We start from the raw sequence: 18,934 nt of genomic DNA, 5'->3' as shown, positions 1-18,934 counted from the left end.
GGAGTCCCGCACTGATGGATAGAGCGGCCACCAGCGGGAACACTGGCGCAGGATCCATATCGCAATGCCACAAACCGAGGCACTGATGACCCTGCGTTATGACGTTAAGTCATTTCATACTACGCCCTTATGGTGGGGACATGAAACTGCCGGCCAGGGTCTTTGGCGCTATCCGGGGTCTGGAATGTAACAGCTTGTTGAATAAAGGGGTTTTGACGTTGCGAGCAGCGGGTGGGCCCGGGTAAGGAGGGCGGAAGGAACCCCTGCCGGCGTTGATCCCGGCAGGGATGTCAGCCGTTGCCGGTGTCCTGCCAGAGCAGCCAGAGGCGGGTGTCCAGCTCAAGCTGGTGGTAGTCCGGTGCCATGTGCGAGCAGAGCTGGTAAAACGCCTTGTTATGCTCCGTTTCCTTGAAGTGGGCCAGTTCGTGGACCACGATCATCCGCAGAAAGGCTTCCGGTGCTGCCTTGAACTGGCTGGCAATGCGCACGCTGTTATGGCTGCGCAGTTTGCTGCCGTGGATACGGGTTTGCCGGGTGTGCATACCCAATGCCTGGCTGAGTGTTTTCAGCTTGGCGTCGTAATGGACCTTGCCCAGCGGCGGCGCCTTGCGCAGAAATTGTTGCTTGAGGCTGTTGGCATACTGGAACAGGGCCTTGTCGCCCTGAATATCATGTTTGTCCGGGTAGCGCTGTTGCAGATAATCACCCAGCTGCCCCCGCTCCACCAGGGTTTGGGCCTGCTGCTGGATCTGGGTGGGGTAGCCGGTCAGGTACTGCAGGGGGTTCATGGGCCGGTTATCGCTTCCTGGAAACGTTGGGCGTTAGTGCCAATGCTCTTATTCTGCCGAGTGGGTATGATCGCCGCTCTCTTTGCAATGGACAATCCCATGTCGTCACCCCAGGACTCTGATTATCCCCGTCGCGGCAATGCCTTCTCCCGGTGGCTGGCCGGTGGTTTTTTGCGCCTGGCAGGCTGGCGGGTGACCAATCCGATGCCGGCATTGCCCAAGGTAGTCGTCATCGGTGGGCCGCATACGTCAAACTGGGATGGCATCTATACCCTGGCGGCGATGATGCAGTTGGGGCTGGATGCTCACGTGATGATCAAGGATAGCGCCTTCAAGGGACCGTTTGGGTCAATGTTGCGCTGGATGGGAGCGTTGCCCATTGCCCGCCACAAGGCCGGCGGGGTCGTGGAGCAGACCGTGGCGCAGTTCAACAGTCGTGACAAGCTGGTCATGGTGGTGGCGCCGGAAGGCACCCGGGGTGGGGCCACACAATGGAAAACCGGCTTCTACCGCATCGCCGAGCAGGCCGGTGTGCCTATCGTGTTGGCCACAGCGGACTACCAGAAAAAAGAGATTACCTTTGCCCGGGTGATTGAACCCTGTGGGGATGTGGAAAAGGATATGGCGGAAATTTTTGAGTGCTATGCGTCCATTCACCCCCGTCATCCGGATAAATTGTCGGCACCCCTGAAAGCCCTCCGCGAGCGGCGTTAATCGCCGCGCACCCGGTGACGGGTTTCCCTGTCACTCTCTCCCGTTGGAGCCTTGCTCGCAAGGCGAATACCCGGGAAGTTCTGACATTCTTCGCCTTGCGAGCAAGGCTCCAGCGGCAGTGGTGATGCTGCCCTGGCAGGTTTAAAAAATAAAAACCCTCCCCTTGCGGGGAGGGGCCAAACACTCCTCCCGGAGACAAGGGGAGGAGGGAGGGGGAAAGGTGCAGCGCTAGTTGCAGGCGCTGCCGTTGGTGTAGCTGCTATCCACTACCTGATTGATCCACTGATCCAGCAGGGCAGTGGCTTCGTCGTGGGTCACGCTGCGGGCGATGGGGGGCATCATCCGTTGCGGGTCGTTTTCCGCGGCCAGGCGGCAGGAAACGATGGAACTGTTTGCGCTGCCCGGTACCACCACATGCTGGCGACCGCAGGAGCCGCCGCCGGTGGCGGTGGGTTTCTTGCAGATGCCATAGCTGGCGTCCACTTCACGGAAATGATCCAGGTAGTAGCCCGTGTTGGAGGCGGCGCCCTTGTCGTTGTGACAGTGCTGGCAGTTCACTTCCAGATAGGCTTTGACCCGACTTTCAATATCCGCATCGGAGTTGGCGGTGTTGCCGCTGTCGCCGGGCACGTTCCAGTGCGGCAGTCGCTCGATGTTGGTGGCGACGCCGTTGCTGATCTGCAACTCCGGGGTGCCGCTGAGGATGCCCACATCGGTCCAGTACTGAAGCTGGTTGATGCGCGGGAAGCCCGCCTGGCCGGTGTTGCCCATGAAGGCGGATTCCGGCTTGTAGGCACGGTTCAGGTTGCGTGGCTTGGGACCAATGGGGGCGCTGCCGCCGGCCTGGTCGTCGTTGCCATGACAGGTGATGCACTGGTTGGCGTTGGGCACGGAATAGTTGTCAGTGCTGCCGGTGAGCAGGGCACCGGAGTCGCTGTCGCGATAATGCCAGCTGGCGGCGGTACTACCCCCGCCCATGGTCAGACGGGCCACCGGTTGGCCATCCTCTTCGCCCCAGATGTAGGGCAGGCCTTCCCAGAAGGGTTTGCCGCTGCTACTGACCCGTTTGATCAACAGGCGGGTTTCCACCAGGGTTTCATCGCCGTTGGCCTCATCGGTGAATGCGAAGGTCTTGGCCAGCACGGTGCCGGTGGGGAAGTGGATACCGCCATTGGGGTTGCTGCCGTCCTGGCCGTCCCGGTAGACCGCCTTGGTACCGGGGGGGACGAAGGCGACCCGGTATTTGGTGGCGTAGTCGGAGAACAGTTTGGTGTTCAGGACATAGGGCACGCCACCTTCGTTGGGCAGACTGCGTGGATCGGTGGCGTCGGCAAACAGGTTGTACTGTTCCAGTCGCGGGCAGTTCACTGCCAGGGCATCGCGATTGATTTCACCGCTGTCCACCTCGGCGTTACAGAGTTCGTCTACCACTTCCTGCGGCGGGGCCGGATCAAAATCGCCGCTGGGCTCGAAGGGGGGAATCTCTACCCGTGGGAGTGACGGCAGCAGTTTGCCGAAACGGGCCTGGCAATCATGATCCGACAAGTTTCTGTCCGAGGGCATGTTGAGCAGCCCTTCCAGTGCATCCAGCAGCCCGCCGGGTGAGAGAATGGACAGGTCCTGCTCAGCCAGGGCGAGCACCAGTTCCAGGCCGTCAGTGCCGTGGAAGTTCAGATAGGGTTCGCTGTCCTCGGAAAAGTCGTTATCGCGGATACAGGATCCCCAGGTGGGCTGGATGCGTTCGTTGTTCTCATCGAACTTGTAGGCGTTGTAATGACAGCTCGGATTGGGGTGCTCATTGGTGTGCAGGGGCTTGCCGTTGCTGTCCATGGGCACCGGATCCCCGTTGCTGTCCACCGGATAGGGGCAGTCCGCATCCAGCTCGTCGCGCAGACCGTCCCAGACAATGTGGGCGCCTTTACCCAGGTTGAGAATATTCTCCAGGCTGCCCAGCAGCTGGGTGGGATCATTGATGGTGGGCAGGTTCTTCAGGCCGATCAGGGTGGGCAGCACGCTTTCCACTTCCCCGTTGGCCACTTTCTCCAGATCCGGCGGTGGCAGATCGTACCCGGAGTTTTTCATCACGTTGTTGTGGATGTGGAGGCCTTCGGTATAGGGGTCCAGTTTCTTGTCTGCGGTCTTGTCCTTGCCATCGATGAGTTCATAGCTGGTGTAAATGATGGCGGCGGTGCTGTGGTCTTCAAAGGTGTTGTTGAACACCTCGATATTGTCATAGCCGAGCGTGATAAAACCGGTGCCCCGCGGCACTGCAGACACCAGCCCGCTCTGGGCGAAGTTGTAGGTATTGTTGTTGCGGGCCAGATTGTTGAGCATCACCGAGGTGTCGCCGTACTGGGTGATGTTTTCCAGATCGTAGATCAGGAACCCGCCGGTATTACACTCGGCCACGTTGTTGTCGTATTCGCCGCCTTGTACATTCTCGATTTCAAAACCCATCACGTTATAGACAGCACGGCTGTCGCGGATGATGGCGGTGTTGGTCTGTCCCACGTAGATGCCGGCATCGGACGCGCCCACGGATTCACTGCCTTCCACCAGAATGTTTTCCGATTCCACCGGGTAGATGCCATAGCGGCCACTGGCGGCGCTGGGCACGTAATCCGGGGCGGGGTCCCCTTCGTTGAAGGGCGGCTTGGTGCATGCCACATGCAGACGGTCTTCGTAGTTGTCGGCGGTGACCGGCTCGCCGCCGCCAGACCACATGGCGCGCACATTGCGCAGAGTGCCCCATTTCACGCCCTTGAGTTTGAAGGCGTCACCGGGGGAATCCAGGATGGTCAGGTCTTCCACGGTAATACCGCGAATGTTCAAGGCTTCCAGGCCGGTGACGTTGGCGCTGTCCTTGAATGACAACACGGTCTCGTCTTTACCACAGCCTTTGATCAGCACATCTTCGGTGGCCTGGATCAGGAGCCCCTGGTCCAGATCGAAATAGCCGCAGTCGAACTGCAGGGTATCGCCGGGGCGCAACTGGATCATGGCATTGACCATGTCTTCGGTGGCATTGTCGCCGGGAGAAATGATGAAGGTGCGACCGTCGCCGGTGGGCGGCGTGCCGGTGTCCCCGTCATCATTGTCGTTGTCATCGCCATCATCGGCGTCACTGTCCCCATCGCCACCGTTATCATTACCGGTGTTGGCGGTGGGGGTGTTGACCGGGTCGCTGCTGCCGCCACCACCGCAGCCAGAGATGACGGTGGTGGCCAGTAACAGCAGAAAGAGAGAGCGGGCTGTTAGCGTTTTCATGGTATTCCCCAAAGTCTTGTTATGTGGCGGCGTTACCGCGCCGCCTGTTCAAGCCGTTCCCACATGCGCAGGTAGGCTTCCGCCGAGGTAAATAACTGGTTGATGGCATCGTCGATCTGTTCCGGCGGTCGGTCGCTATGAGCGACCATGTCGGCGATCTGGTCCGGGTAGAGGCCGTAGTGTGCGACGCCGCGCCCCTCATAGAGGCTGAAGGCGTGGTCGCCGGTGACTTGCTTGTCGAACACCACGCGACCATCCACAGAGGTGAACGGGTACAGGCTGTCTTCCTGATCCGGGGTGCCCGGATTCCCGGCCAGGGCGGCGATACCGTTCACGTCAGAAGCAAAGGGGGCGCCGCCGAAGGGGCCTACCTTGTAGCTATCCGGGCGCGGGCGATTCCCGTCGCGGGTAAGCTGGTCCACCCAGTCGTCGCGAACACTGCCGAAGGAGGCGCTGATGCCCCCCTGGGCAGCGACCCGGTCACGCAGGGTTTCGGTGCCACCCCAGCTGCCATGGCTGTTGATTACCGGGTAGCCGCGCGGCGCGGTCAGGTCGAGAATCTGGGTGGCGGCCTTGCGGCTGATGTGGTCGGTTTCGATCATCATGCCGCGCTTGGCCAGTTCTTCGATCAGGAAGAAACCCAGGTCGGTAAGGCCGCGGGTATTACACAGATGGTCGGTGCCACGACGTGGGTCCAGCTCTGCCACCTCTTCCGGGCTTGCCGGAAAGCGTTCACCCAGGTAATCCAGCTGGAACAGCAATTGCTCAAAGATGCCGTAGGGTTGTAGCGGGTCGGCGAGGGGGCTGTCGTTCACTGCGTGGTCGTGATCATGGTTGTGAGCCGGACACTCTTCGAATTCCACCAGATGGCCGGTTTCCAGCAGGTTGCCGCCGTACAGGACAGCACCAATGCCGATGCCACCGGACAGATCCGGCAGGTGGCCGCCGAAGGCGTTATCGAATTTGTGTACCGGGAACAGGCTGCGCACATCCATGGCATAGAGGCGGTCCAGCCGCTCCACAATTTCCTCGCGGCTGCATTCGGCCACGCCCAGGAACTCCCCGCAGTTGAGGGCCTTGGACGCTTCCACGCCAAGGATCACGGCCATCTTGCCGTCGCCGATCACCTGGCGAGCTTCGCTGGCGCTGGTCACGATGCGGAACCAGCCCTCGCCGGGGCCGCCCTGCTGGGCGTCGATGTAGTCCTCCATGCGATGCATCAGTTCCGCCTGCTGCTCGATGGCGGCCACGGTGTCGCAATCGTTCTGCTTCTGCGGATTGATCTGGCAGAGGATTTCGTTATGCACCAGGTGGTTGACCAGAATTTTCAGGCCGGACAGGTGGGCCCGCTCGATCCACTTGTAGTAACTCTGGTGGTGTTGCAGGGAGTCGTTGCGGGGCCAGAAGGGAAAATCCGGCCAGCCGCGGGTCTCGTGGGGGCCCGGGCTGCTGGTGACCTGTTCCACCAGGCCAGTGAGGCCCTGGGGCCCATGGTTTTCCTGACAGTCGTGGAGGGCGTGATCGACACCGAATTTGTGGAAGGGGTCGCCGTAGTTGACCCGGCCGCCGATGAATTCGTAGGCGGAAATATGGCTGTGGGCATCCACGTAGCCGAACACATCGTCGTCATCGATGCCGGGAGTGTCGCGGAAGCGCTCCACCTCTTTCAGGTAAATGGCCGGTCCGCTGTCGGCCACGGTGGCGCTCAGCTCGGCTTCCGGGTAGCCGCTGCAACCCTCGGCTTCGTTGAGCACGAAACGGGTGTCGGCGTTTTCCAGGCTGGGGGAGGTCAGGGTCAACCCATTATCGCCGGCGGTCAGCAGCAGACCGGTGACCTGGGAGGCCAGCGAGAAACTGTCGCCCTCACTGGCAGAGAGATTCCATACCGCCAGATCATTGGCATCGGAGACCATGGCCAGAGATGGACGCAGGGTGGTGTCGCCCAGATTGTTGCCGATGCCTTCCAGGCTTTCCCCCAATTCCCGCAGCAGGCCCCCCAGGGGGGCCACCGGGTCCAGTACCAGATTGAGGGTATCGCCCAGGCCGGCTACCAGATAGCTCAGTTCACCAACGAAGTTGCCGCCCTGATCCAGTAACTCGCCGGCCGGGTCGCTGATACCGAGCAGCTGTTTCTGCCCGGCGCTGCCAGTGGTGCGCTGGTAATCCGACACCAGCAGATAGCGGCCCAGATCGGTGGGTTTGAGGGTAAAGGCGGTGGCCTGGGTGGGGTCGGTTGTCAGGCCGTAGTCGCTGTTGGCGGTGTTGGCCTGCAGGAAACGGCCATCGCTGTTCAGGGTGTAGCAGCCATTGGCAAATTGGTAGCGATTGAGGGGTTCCGGCTCAGGCGCAGGCACCGGGTCCGGGCCGGGTTCCGGTGTGGGGGCCGGATTGTCGGTGCCGGGTTGCCGTGGTTGCTCGGCGGCAGTGCTGGAGGAGGAGCTCCCGCCGCCACAGCCGGCCAGAAGGCTGGCGGCCAGCAGCAGTGAGCACGGCAACACAGAATTGGTCAGGGCCGAAGCCCGGGTCAGTTGTAGCATGGCTAACCCCTTATGGCGGTCCTCGCATGTTGGGACGCCCGTTGTTGTTATAGTACGTTCGTTCTTATTGGTACGTTTGTACAACTAAAGGGTTGAGGGAGGCTGTAGCGTTATTGTCAAAAAGGGGGAGGGGTTTGTTACAGGGGCGTCGTGGAGGCCGAGAGATGACGGTGTAGGGTGCACTGAGCCTGAGGCGAACTGCACCACCCCGGCGGCTGACCGGTGCAGTTCGCCTCAGGCTCAGTGCACCCTACGAAGTGGGGGGCGTTGGGAGAGCGGTCGAGCCAACCTGGCATGGCAAACGACCGCTCAACTGAACACGGAAAAGGCCGCTTACGCCGCCTGTTGATTATCCAGCGGGCGGGTCAGGTAGCCCAGCACCAGAGCCGCGATGTCCACCTTGGGCTGATAGTGCAGGAAGAAGCCGCCCAGGGTGCCGAACACCCGTGCCAGCATGATGAAGTCGCCGGGGAGGGTGTCCACCGGGTCCTGTTGCAGTCGGCCCAGCAAATGGCTTACCTGCTGCATCATTTCCTCAGGGCTGGGCCAGCCCTTGTCCGGGTCCGGGTAGATGATGGCGTTGCGCACCTGGTCCAGAACGGCGGACACGAATGCCAGCAGGGTATCCGGGTTGCCGCTGCGGGTGGTAAAGCCCATGGTGGCCAGGGTGTCGGCAATCACTTGCTTGTCGTCCACCACGCAGGCCTGCAGAACACGGAAGTATCCACGCCGGGCGGTGTCGCTGAGGCGCTGGGCACAGCCGAAATCCAGCAGCACCAGGGTATCGTCGTCGGTGAGCATGATGTTACCCGGGTGCGGGTCGGCGTGGAAAAGGCCGCCATGCAGTACCTGGGAAAACCAGGCGTCCAGCAGCCGGTGCAGCACCCCACCCAGGCGTTCCGGGTCGGTGTGGTGCAGTTCATCCAGCACGGTGGTGAGTTTGCGACCGTGGACGAATTCGGTGGTCAGCACATGCCGGCTGCTGTGTTCCGCCACCAGGGCCGGGGTGGTGATGCCGGGGATGCCGGCCAGTTGCTCACCGATCTGTGTCATCACCCGGGCTTCGCGCTCATAGTCCAGTTCTTCGCGGACAGTGCGCTGGATTTCACTGACGATGGTGTCGATGTCCATGGGGGGCAGGGCAGATTTCACCGCGCCCATGAAAATCTTGAGCAGGGTCATGTCCAGTTCCACGACTTCATCCAGCCCCGGACGCTGTACCTTGACCGCCACGTCGCGACCATCATGCAGGCGTGCCCGGTGTACCTGGCCGATACTGGCAGCGGCCAGGGGTTCCGGGTCGAAATGGGCAAAGAGCGTGTCCAGCGGCTGGCCGAATTCCTGTTCCAGCACCCTGGCGATGCCCTCAAAGGGCACCGGGTTGGCCTGATCCTGCAGGACGGCGAGCTCATCCACCCAGGCCTGGGGCAACAGGTCCGGGCGGCTGGAGAGCAGTTGACCGATCTTCAGGAAAGCGCCGCCCTGTTCCAGAGAGGTGTCACGGAAACGACGGGCATTTCGCTGATGCAGGCTCTCCAGTGCGCTCTCGCGCATGTTGCTCGGCAAAAAGGCCGAACGGGTACCCCACAGACGGTAGCTGGCAACGACCTTGGTGAGCATCCAGCCGGTTTTGCTGAGGCGCTTGAGGCGGGCGGGCCAGCGTCGCATCTCGTCGGCAAGAATCTGCATTTCCTCGTTCACAGCGTTGGCGCCCCGGCCCATCGCCTTCCAGGTTTTGACGGTCTGATCGGCGATTTCCCGGCCCTGCCAGGCGGTTTTCTCAATGGCCCGGATGCAGCCTTCCACCACCGCCAACCAGGCCTTGAGGCCGCTGTCATTTTGCTTCTGTTCGGCAAAATCATTGAGCGGCTGCCAGTTGGGTTCTGTCGGGGTGGTCGGACGTTGTGTTAATGACGTGTTTTTCATGACGCACGCCTCCGCTTTGTGAATGAGTGTTCACAAAATACCGGTCCCGGGGCGAATCTTCAAGAGAAAATAAACAAGTGTTCACAATTGTTCCGAGAGTCTTGTTGTTAGAGGGCTGCAGGCAGCTTTTATTGGCTCGCATGTCCACATATTAAGGTTTTTGCACGCTGAGGGGAAACAGGGCAAGCCGGGGGGATGCTATCCGCGGGTTCTCTTGCCGGGCACGGCTGAGGACTGCTAGGAATAACCGATATTGCTATGGGTTGATTGAATCAAGGCGTTAAGTACGAGGGGGATTTCAAGGATTGGCATGAGCGTCCCTGCCCGGGATCGGGGCGAGTGCTCAGGCCCTTATCGGCGTGACAAAGGTCCGGGGCGGTTACCCGCCCAGAAGCCGGTTTTCCGCCGCTTCCACTGCCTCCAGGGGCCCGTAGAGAATCACCGTATCTCCCGGTTCCAGAACCAGTTCCTCATCAGGGCGTTCCAGCGTCTTGTCCTGGCGCTTTACCGCCCGAATTTCCACGTCCCGCAGCGCGCAATCGGCGATGCTCCGGCCGATACCGCGGGCCTTGTCCGACAGCGTGACCGCATGCAGCAGACGGTAGGGGTTACCGGCGCTGTCGGTGGTGGGCAGGGTGTCACCATGGTAGTAGCCCTGCAGCATACGATAGCGCTCCCGCCGAGTTTTGCGCAGGGTGGCAATGACACGGTCGAAGGGCACATCCAGCATCATCAGTGCGTGGGCCACCAGCATCAGGGAGGCTTCCAGCACTTCCGGTACCACTTCCTCCGCGCCGGCGCTGATCAGGGCATCCAGATGGGTGTCGTCCCGGGTGCGCACCAGCACGCGGATATTGGGGTTGAGCTCTCGTGCGGTGTGCAGGATACGCTCTGCCAGCCGCGGATCGTCAAAGGTAACCACCAGAAGACGAGCATGCTGAATGCCCGCATTCACCAGAATTTCCTTGCGGCTGGAATCACCAAACAGGATGTGTTCGCCGGCGGCACTGGCTTCCTGTAGCCGTACCAGATCCCGGTCCACTGCCACGGCCTTCATGTGGAAGCGGTTCAGGTAGCGCATCAGGTTCTGGCCCACCCGGCCATAGCCGCAGAGGATGACATGGTTACGGGTCTCATCGGAGATCGGGATGTCCTCCGGGATTTTTTGCCAGCGTTGCAGTAGACGGCGGGTCAGGCGACCACTGTTATTCAGCAAGGCAGGCGTGCACACCATGGTCAGGACCACGATGGAGACCAGCAACCCCGCCTTGTCCGGGGTAAGGAGCTGATGGGAGACCCCCAATGCAACCAGCACAAAACCGAACTCCCCTGCCTGGGAGAGAATCAGGCCGCTTCGCATTGCGGTATCGCTGCGTTCTTTCAGCAGGCGCAGCAGTGCGAATATCAACAGACCCTTGAACAGCATCAAGGCGGCGGCGGCAATAATGATCCAGTGCCACTGATCGGCAAACAGGTTCGGGTCCACCAGCATGCCGACACTGATAAAGAACAGCCCCAGCAGCAGATCCCGGAAAGGGCGAAGATCGGCTTCGATCTGGTGACGGAAGTGGCTCTCGCCCAGCATCATGCCGGCCAGAAACGCCCCCAGAGCCATGGACAGCCCCAGCCAGTGAGTCACCCACGCGGCCAGCAATGCCAGCAGCAGGGCGGTCATGACGAAGACTTCATCAGAGCGGGCCCGACCGGTTTCTTCCAGCATGCGCGGCAGCACCCAGCGGCCGATCACATAGATACCGGCAAACAGCAGCAGGGACTTGGCCAGTGTCAGAGATGCCAGGGACCATACCGGGCCGGCATTTTCCTGGGTCAGGATCGGCAGCATCACCAGCATGATCACCGCGGCCAGATCCTGGAACAGCAAAATGCCGGTGGAGGTTCGGCCGTAGCCGGTATTGACCGAGCCCCGGGAAATCAGATCGCGGATAACAATGGCGGTGGAGGAAAGCGACAGGGCGCAGGCCGTAATCAGCGACAGGGTGTAGGAGAAACCCAGCAGCTGCATGACGGCAAAGACGGCAAGACCAGTGAGTAGCACCTGCAGCGGACCGGCACCAAACACAATCCGGCGCAGGGTCATCAGCCGGGGTATGGAAAATTCCAGGCCCAGGGTAAACAGCAAGAACACGATGCCGAATTCGGCCAGATGCTGAATGCCGTCGGTATTATTGACCCAGCCAAACCCGAACGGGCCGGCGGCCAGACCACAGAGCAGATAGGCAAGAATGGGGGGCATCCCCAGTCGACGAAACAGCACCACGGCGGCAACCGCAGTACCGAGCAGGGCCACAATCAGTGTCAGAGCGTCGTGCATAAAAAAATGGATTCCCCAATGTCCAGGCTACCAGTGTAGCAGCAGGATCCTGGCGGGTCAGAGCCGGATCTTGATAGACATCAAGGGAAGCCGGAAAGGCTTCAGAAGCAGCTGAATCGGTAGCTGTCGTCCAACGCCAGGGGAAGGGTCAGGGACTGGAAACCCAGTGCATTCATGTGCTCGCAGTGGTATCCACGGCCTGTCGCATCCTGACTGAACCGGTAGTCGATGTGCAGCACCGGTTTGCCGGCATCAATAAAGGGTTGCAGCAGATGGCATTCGCGCCATTCATGGCAGGACTCATTCACAGCGAAGTCCGCATAGTCCACCAGCTCGTTGACCTGTTGCAGGTCGTTTTTCAGAGAAACAGCCATGCCATATTTATGGGCAGTACGGAACAGGAAGCGGTTATAGGAAAGCTGTTGTCGGCTGTTGAGCGGAAAGCCGGTTTGATTGGTATAGCCATCCACATTGTCCGGGTCCACCCCGTCGCAGCCTTTCTCTGCCGCCAGTTCAATCCGGTCTGCCATGCGCTTGCGCACATTGAGGGAGCGGATATCCAGCCAGCGTTCCCCCGGCCAGTTACCCAGGCGCCGGCCCTTGTCCGTGGGCAGAAAACGGTAGCGGTCCGGGCGCCAGTTTTCGTAGGTGCCCGCGGAAAAATAGCAGATCACCTTTTTGCCTGCGGCTTGCAGGTCATCAATGACACTCTCTTCGGTATCGAAAAGGTCCAGCACATAGAGATCCACGTCGTAACCGGTGTTGACCTCACCCTGTAACTGGATATGCCACTGCACGTCCACAGGGGGCTGATAACGCTCGGCCGCCAGATTCCCGCCATCGGTGGGTAACGGCAGCAGCAGGGCGGATAGCAGACTCAGGGAAAGGTCCATAGCGGTTACCGGAATGATTTGCCCAGATGCTAACGGTTTTCCGGATTGGCGAATGTTGCGTTATGGCGTTTCTTTGTAAGAAAAAGCCGGGCCTAGGGCCCGGCTTTCGGTTGCTGGATCGTACTTCAGGGGAGCACGGTATCGTCGCGGGCACCCAGGTTCTGGATGCGTTCATCCTGGTCGGTATCGGTTTCCATCTGGTCGAACGGGGTTCCGGCGTCGAAGTTGGCCAGCAGGTATTCTGCCAGGGCGTCCTGTTCGCTGCCGGGGTCGGCAAAGGTGGCAGCATTGCTGCCTTCTGCGGGTACGGTTTCCTCTTCCAGATCCAGCCGGTTTTCCAGCGGGAAATCGAACGGGTAACCATCACCGCCCAGGCCACTGCCGCCTTCGGTGGCCAGGAAGCCCAGGGTCACCAGACGGAAGGTGCGGTTGGCATCGCCCACCAGGCTGCCGTTCTGCACCACGGTGTCGGCCACGGCGCCATCCACATCCAGTACTGCCAGGCTGCGGACTCGCTGGCCTGCCCGGTCTTCGTCGTCGCCGTTCAGTGCACTGAGTCGTGCCGGTTGTGCCGGGTCAAAACTGAAGCGCAAGCCAGCGACTTGCGGGAACTGCCCGGCGACATTTTCTACTTTGGCCACCGCGTGTTCGAGCAGCGCATGGAGCTCTGCGGCAGTGACGTCGCCTACTGTCAGGGTGTTGTTGAAGCGCAGTGAACCCTCCAGATCAAACTGGGAAATATCACCACTGGCTTTGCCAGCACTGTCGTTGGCGGCGGGCGGAAAGAATTCCAGTTCGTCGGCGGAGGTGGAGCCAGGGGGAAAGGCGAAGTAGCCGATGTCGTCACGGATGCCGCCGCCGTTCTTGATGGACACCTGTACGGCGGGGTCGTACTGACGGGCGATCCACAGGTTGGCATCTGCGGTCAGGTTGCCCAGGTTGGTTTCCTGGGTGCGCACCTGGCTACGGCGACCATCCAGAAAGACACTGGTATGGCCGAGGATGTTGCCATCCCGTTCTGCCAGTACCTGATTCAGGGTATCGACGATGGTGGTGATGTCCCCGTTAACGGTGCCTCCTTCAGCCATGGTGGCATCCGCTACGTAGGCGCCGTTGATGGTGTCGTCCAGGCGGTCGGTGAGCAACACACCATTCTCGTCAAATGCCACTACCAGCCGGCCCAGATACTTGTAGTCGCCATCGGTGTTGACCACCAGCACCGGTTCGTTGCTGGCGGAGCTGAACATCAGCGGATAGGTATCCTGAGCGTTGTCGCCCTCGCGCAGACGGTCGTTGTCGTCGGCCAGTAAGGTGTTGGAGCCGCCGGCGACGATAATATCCACGCCGTCCAGCAGGGTGGCCAGCTCCTTTTCTATGCTGAGGGTCTGCATGTGCGCGAGCAGGATGATCTTGTCGATACCCGCGTCTTGCAGCTCATCCAACGCTGGTTGAATCTCGGCGGCCAGGGCGCTATTCCCGCCAGTGGCCGGTTTGATGGTGATGTCGCCGGTGCTGGTGATATTGCCCAATGACGGGGTGGAAGCGCCGACGATACCGATCATCTCACCATTCACTTCAAGGGTACCGAAGCCGGCAAGTGCACCATTGGGCAGGCTGTCCAGGGGCTGGCCGTCCTGCTGAACAAGACCGCTCAGGAATCCATCGGTGGTGAAATCCAGATTGGCGCTCAGATAAGGAAAGTCGGTGCCGGGGTAGTTGCCTTCCATGCCGATGATGCTGGCGAATTCTTCGGTGCCCCCATCCAGGTCGTGGTTGCCCACCACGCTGGCCTGTACGCCCAGCGCATTGACCAGAGCGATATCCGCGCGGCCATTGCCTGCCACGGCGATGCCGGGCACCGCCGCCAGGGTGTCGTCAGCGGCGGCAAAATAGCGCGGGCCGGGGATGTAGTTGTCGCCGGAACTCAGTACCAGGGTATTGTCCGGGTAATCGCTGCGCAGTTTGTCGAGCACGGCAGAGAAAGGCTCCACGTTCTGCAAAGCACCGGTGGCGCCATCCATGTCGGCAAAGTGCAGCAGTTGCAGGGTGTAGGGTGCCGGCGTCTCGCCGCCGTTGTTGTCATTATTGTTGTCGCTGTCGCCGCCACAGGCGGCCAGCAGGGCGGCGGCGGTGGCAGTCAGCGCCCAGCGGGTAAATGTCGGCATGGTCATGGTCGTGATCCCGGTGGCTGAAATAGAAACAGCCCCCAGAAAAACAGTGGGCGATGACCACGCCATGACGGTTGGGCAACGGTTTGATGATGACGGTTGCTCAGCGTTAAAAGGTGACTTCCACGGTGACAGTGTCGGAATAGCTGCCAGCTTCAGCGTTGGGGTCGGCAAAGACACGCCCGAAAACAGTCAGGTTCTGCGCCGAGCCGGTGCCTTGCCCGATGCCTGTCCGTCGGGCTCCTGGCAGGTTTCCCCATACCACTGTGCGACCGCTATTCTGATAAAGCTCATAGGCAACCTGATCCGTGCCATTGCTCATTTGGCGGCTACCGGTGAGGCCGCCGTTGAGGCCCACCTCGAAATCCGTGGTGTTGGTGCAGCGAACGGTCACTGTGGAGGTGCTGTCAGCCTGGGTGAGGGGGGTGTTGCGGGTGCCGAAATCCAGATTGGTGGCGGACACCTGGCATTGGTCGGGGATATTGACCTGGGCGGTAAGGGTGTAGTTGTCAGTAATGGAGCCCGCGCCCGCACTACAACTCTGGTTGAGGCCGCCTTCACGAACGCGAACCTGGGAGTTGGTCATCAGGGCCTGGTGAAACTCTGCACGAGTGGTGCCCGGCAAGGGGCCTGGCAGTAATCCATACAGGGTGACAGTGCCGCTGTCCGTGCGGTTACCAAAGAAAGGCATGTTCACATTGATCGGGATGCCCACGTTGGTGGCGCCCCCCGGTTGCCCGACCACTTCGACCCTGGCCGCGGTTGTATAGACATTGAAAGGGATCGATGGGGGCTGGTTGCTATTGGCAACCAGTCGGCGGGGTAGCATGCCGCCGCTGTTGTCGTTGCCCACATGAACGCACATGGTGTTCTGGGTGGGCTCGAAAAAACCGCGGGTACAGGACCAGTTCACGGTCACCTGTGTCGTCACATTGCCGCCGGTAAAGGGGTCCACGTCTCCAAAATCCAGGGTGGGATTGCCCTGTAGGCTACAAATTACATCGCTCCACGCCGGTGCTGTGAGACAGAGTGCGACGCCAGTCAGCAACAGGTTTCCCGTTTTCATCATTCCTCCTCAACGGGCAAGGTCAGTTTCTTGCCGTTGGCGGTGACGCTGATCGCTGTCGGCTGGCCATCCCGGGGGTCGTAATCAAACCCTAAATCGCTATCGGGAAGCACATAACCGGCCAACCCTTTGCGGATCAGGCGGGGTTGTTGTTTGTCATCCAGCCAATAGGCATTCACAAGGCGGGCGTGGCCATTGCCTTTGTTATGAATGACAAAGCGATTCTGTTGCCGCGTTACTGTCAGGGCATGGGTCTGGTTTTTGTCTCCGACAAAAACCGGCACGGAAAGCCTGAGCAGGACTTTCAGTTGAGCGCCACGTTCCGATTCGGTATCCGGTACCTCACTGATTATCAGGCGGTAACTTTTTTCCTTGTCGGACACCGTCGGGCGCTGACGGACCACTCGCACCACCTGATCACTGTTGCCGGGAATCATGGTGACCGGGGGAGTGATGATCAGATCGTGTTGCTGTTTGAGTACCGTCTCCCCCTTTTCCTGTTCCCAGGCAAACAGCTGTAATTGATAGAAGCCATCCTCATTGGAACCGTTGGTGAGCGTGAAGGTGGCATTGGGCTGTGTAGGGCCCATCTGCAGGCGAATGGGCGCCACGGTAAGCTGCCCGGCTGTTAATGGCCCCGCCAGGGCTGACAGCAGGAAAACCAGAAAGATCGAAAAGCGTTTCATCATGATGCACATCATCCCTTATGGATCACGGGTGTCCGATGTTGGTCTGCAAGTAAAGGGACCCAGACGTGGCAGGGTTCCCGGCGCGGGTGTGAAATCGAAGCGCACGGTACACAGGCTGCCATCGTTAAGGATTCCCAGCTCATTACTGCCCGCTTGCAACCCCTGAATGAAGACCTCCCCATCGTAACCTACAACGGTGGCGTCGGCGTCACTGAACAGCACCCGGCTGCCGGCGGGAACGGGTTCGTCGCTGCCGGTGTGGATGACCAGAACGGCACTATGTCGTTGCTCCACCGAGAAGCGGGCAGTGATGCCGGTAAGGTCGGCGGGTTTGACCAGTAACTCCGTGTCTCCGATCCGGGCATCCACCGGCAGATCGTTGATGTCGATGTTCAGCTTGTTTTCCGTGAACGGAACCATGTCCGGCAACAACAATTTGCCGTTGCGGTTGGTATGGCCGATCACCCGGTTGGCCCGGCGCACTGGCACATCGGCGAAACCGCCGGCATCCACGATGGCAAAGCTGTTGTTCATGGTGTTGGCGGCAAACACATCCTCGTAGTTGGTCACCAGGGAGCCGCTCAGATTGGTAAAGGTGCTGGTCGTGTCCTCCTGACGGAACACGCCGGCCTGGACATCCAGATACGGCGTCCACCAGCGGCCGCTGGCCCGGCGAATACCGTCGGAGTCAGGGCTGTAGGCCAGATCCCAGCCCAGGTCCCAGAACTGTTCCACCGGCCGCTGCAGGGTCAGCAGCGTGCTGGTGCTGTCGTCCCTTTCATCATGACTGAAGCGGGCACCCGCCTGGACGGAGCGATCCCGGCCGCGGTCAAGGTAGTAGTTGAAGGACGCCAGCCAGGTCCGGTCTTCACTGTCCTCCAGGTTCTGGTTCACGCTCAGGGTAAGAGACAGCCGACGCCACAGCGTGCGGTTATAGCCGATCACCAGGAAGCGGTTTTCATCGTCATTGAATTGCCGGGTGTCCAGATAACTGGCATTGAGACTGCCATGCTGTTCCAGGTTCAGGCTGCCGTTGACCTGCAGGCTGCTCTCGATGGCCGGGCGCACATCCAGGCTGTTGCTCAGGTCCCGGTACCCCTCGGTGCGACGGGTATACTGGGCGCTGACCCCAAAGCGGCGGGTGCGGAATTCATGGCCGGCCACCCACTGGGTGCCCTGGCTGAGATCGTCCTCGCCATGGGCCAGGGCCAGGTTGCTGACGCCCAATAGCCAGGGTCGAAAGACGACCCCGGCACCGGCTGGTCAGTGATTCGCTGGCGCTGGCTGTGGCCTCCAGGGTAAGCCGGTCATTGAAGCCGTAACGTGCCACCCCGGTAGCCACCGTGTCGTCATCGTAATCGTTGGAGCGGGCGCTGTAGAAACGTCGGGGGGCGCCGACAGTGGCGGAATAGTCCCAATATCCCTCACGCAACAGTTGCGGGCTCACGTAGAAGGGAACGGTCTGGCTGACTTGCCGGCCCAGCGTGTCGGTGGTCACCACCTGTACTTCCCCCAGGCCGGTGAGCCGAGGGGAGGTTTCCAGCAGAAACGGGCCCGGCTGAACATCCTGTTCGGTCAGGCGCAAGTCGTTGACGAAGACTTCCAGGGCGGAGGGCAGTGTGGCAGAACCGCTGATTTGCGGCAGCGGGAAGGTGATCAGGTCCGGCCGCGATGCAAAATTCCGCGAGATCTGAACCCCGCCGAGTCGTACGGTGGGGGTCCAGCTGAGGGCACCACTGAGGGTGTCTCCGACCACATAGGTGCGCATCCGGTCCGGGTTGGTATAGCGCCAGAAACTGTCCAGGCGTACATAGTCCCCGGAAGTATCCGGGTCCGCATCATTCCAGCGTACTACACCGCTACTACTCAGGGCGCCCCAGTCACCAAACAGGCGCGCTTCATGGCTTGCCGAGGTGGTTTTCTCGCCATCGTCCTGCCAGGTACTGAAGGCATCGTAGTTCAGCAAGGCGCCCTGGCCACGTTGCACCGGGGTGTTGTTCTGGAATGTGCCTGCGGTCAGAGATTGTTGGGGCAGCCATTGCGCCGGCACCACCAGATTGATCTGTTGGGCGTTATTGTCATAACGGCCCGCGATACCCAGTTCGTTGAGGGTTTGCCATTGGGCCTGGGGCGGGGTCGGGAACTGAACACCGATTTTTTCCAGTTCCCGGGTCTCCACCGCCAGCTCCTGGCCATACACCTGGGTGGGCAGCATGTGCGGGGTGGCGGAACCGTTGAGGATCAGTTGCGGGTAGGCAATGTAGGCGGCGTTGCTTTTGCCGCTGGCCTGGGCGCGAAGGCGAGCAATGTCTGATTGCGACAGACTCTGGTTCAAGGATACCCGATTTTGCGGTGCCTCCCCGGCGTCAGCGAGCTGGGGTTCCTGGCCCTGGACCGATCCGGCGTAAAACAAAAACACCGCCAGCAGACTGGCACGGGCACTGGGCTCCCGTGTGTCTGGCAGGCGGCGTATTGACGCGGATGATGGCTTCACGCAAATGCATCCCCGATCCTGTCCGCCCCACAGCGGGGGCGGTAAATAGTGGTTATGCGG

General features: G+C 60.6%; 12 protein-coding genes. 1 reads left to right on the top strand and 11 read right to left on the bottom strand.

The features are described from left to right. Positions 1-290: 290 nt before the first annotated feature. Positions 291-788 (bottom strand): M48 family metallopeptidase, encoded by a 498-nt coding sequence (locus tag C4S63_RS02440; protein WP_103916591.1) that lies wholly within the window; start codon positions 786-788, stop codon positions 291-293. A 99-nt stretch (positions 789-887) separates the two neighbouring features. Here C4S63_RS02440 and C4S63_RS02435 point away from each other — a divergent pair, with 99 nt between their 5' ends. Beyond that, positions 888-1,502 (top strand): lysophospholipid acyltransferase family protein, encoded by a 615-nt coding sequence (locus C4S63_RS02435; RefSeq protein WP_234999911.1) that lies wholly within the window; start codon positions 888-890, stop codon positions 1,500-1,502. Between the two features lie 228 nt (positions 1,503-1,730). Here C4S63_RS02435 and C4S63_RS02430 read toward each other — a convergent pair whose 3' ends face one another. The 10 genes from C4S63_RS02430 to C4S63_RS02385 all read right to left on the bottom strand — a co-directional run bounded on the left by C4S63_RS02430 (position 1,731) and on the right by C4S63_RS02385 (position 18,874). Next, a complete protein-coding gene (locus C4S63_RS02430; protein ID WP_103916590.1) occupies positions 1,731-4,769 on the bottom strand; it encodes a parallel beta-helix domain-containing protein in 3,039 nt (1,012 codons plus the stop codon). Between the two features lie 32 nt (positions 4,770-4,801). Continuing rightward, a complete protein-coding gene (locus tag C4S63_RS02425) occupies positions 4,802-7,306 on the bottom strand; it encodes a membrane dipeptidase (RefSeq protein ID WP_103916589.1) in 2,505 nt (834 codons plus the stop codon). A 333-nt stretch (positions 7,307-7,639) separates the two neighbouring features. Continuing rightward, positions 7,640-9,232, bottom strand: coding sequence for an AarF/ABC1/UbiB kinase family protein (locus C4S63_RS02420; protein WP_103916588.1), 1,593 nt, complete (start codon positions 9,230-9,232; stop codon positions 7,640-7,642). A 379-nt stretch (positions 9,233-9,611) separates the two neighbouring features. Next, positions 9,612-11,564: a monovalent cation:proton antiporter family protein gene (locus C4S63_RS02415; RefSeq protein ID WP_103916587.1), complete on the bottom strand. Its 1,953-nt coding sequence runs from the start codon at positions 11,562-11,564 to the stop codon at positions 9,612-9,614. 101 nt (positions 11,565-11,665) lie between these two features. Further along, the gene (locus tag C4S63_RS02410) at positions 11,666-12,457 is read right to left on the bottom strand and encodes an endo alpha-1,4 polygalactosaminidase (protein ID WP_103916586.1); all 792 of its coding nucleotides are present in this window, start codon (positions 12,455-12,457) and stop codon (positions 11,666-11,668) included. Between the two features lie 125 nt (positions 12,458-12,582). Next, a complete protein-coding gene (locus C4S63_RS02405; RefSeq protein WP_103916585.1) occupies positions 12,583-14,628 on the bottom strand; it encodes a bifunctional UDP-sugar hydrolase/5'-nucleotidase in 2,046 nt (681 codons plus the stop codon). A gap of 106 nt (positions 14,629-14,734) precedes the next feature. After that, positions 14,735-15,694, bottom strand: coding sequence for a spore coat U domain-containing protein (locus C4S63_RS02400; protein WP_103916584.1), 960 nt, complete (start codon positions 15,692-15,694; stop codon positions 14,735-14,737). Then, the gene (locus tag C4S63_RS02395; RefSeq protein ID WP_160052699.1) at positions 15,691-16,380 is read right to left on the bottom strand and encodes a molecular chaperone; all 690 of its coding nucleotides are present in this window, start codon (positions 16,378-16,380) and stop codon (positions 15,691-15,693) included. Before C4S63_RS02395 ends, C4S63_RS02400 begins: the two co-directional genes overlap by 4 nt. A 15-nt stretch (positions 16,381-16,395) precedes the next feature. Continuing rightward, positions 16,396-17,607 carry a fimbria/pilus outer membrane usher protein gene (locus tag C4S63_RS02390; protein WP_103916582.1) on the bottom strand — a complete coding sequence of 404 codons (1,212 nt, stop codon included), beginning with the start codon at positions 17,605-17,607 and terminating at the stop codon, positions 16,396-16,398. Then, positions 17,531-18,874, bottom strand: coding sequence for a fimbria/pilus outer membrane usher protein (locus tag C4S63_RS02385; RefSeq protein ID WP_103916581.1), 1,344 nt, complete (start codon positions 18,872-18,874; stop codon positions 17,531-17,533). Before C4S63_RS02385 ends, C4S63_RS02390 begins: the two co-directional genes overlap by 77 nt. Between the last annotated feature and the right edge of the window lie 60 nt (positions 18,875-18,934).

Source organism: Alcanivorax sp. DSM 26293, assembly GCF_900107995.1.
Lineage (GTDB): Bacteria > Pseudomonadota > Gammaproteobacteria > Pseudomonadales > Alcanivoracaceae > Alcanivorax.
This window is presented reverse-complemented; position numbering and strand designations above follow the sequence as displayed.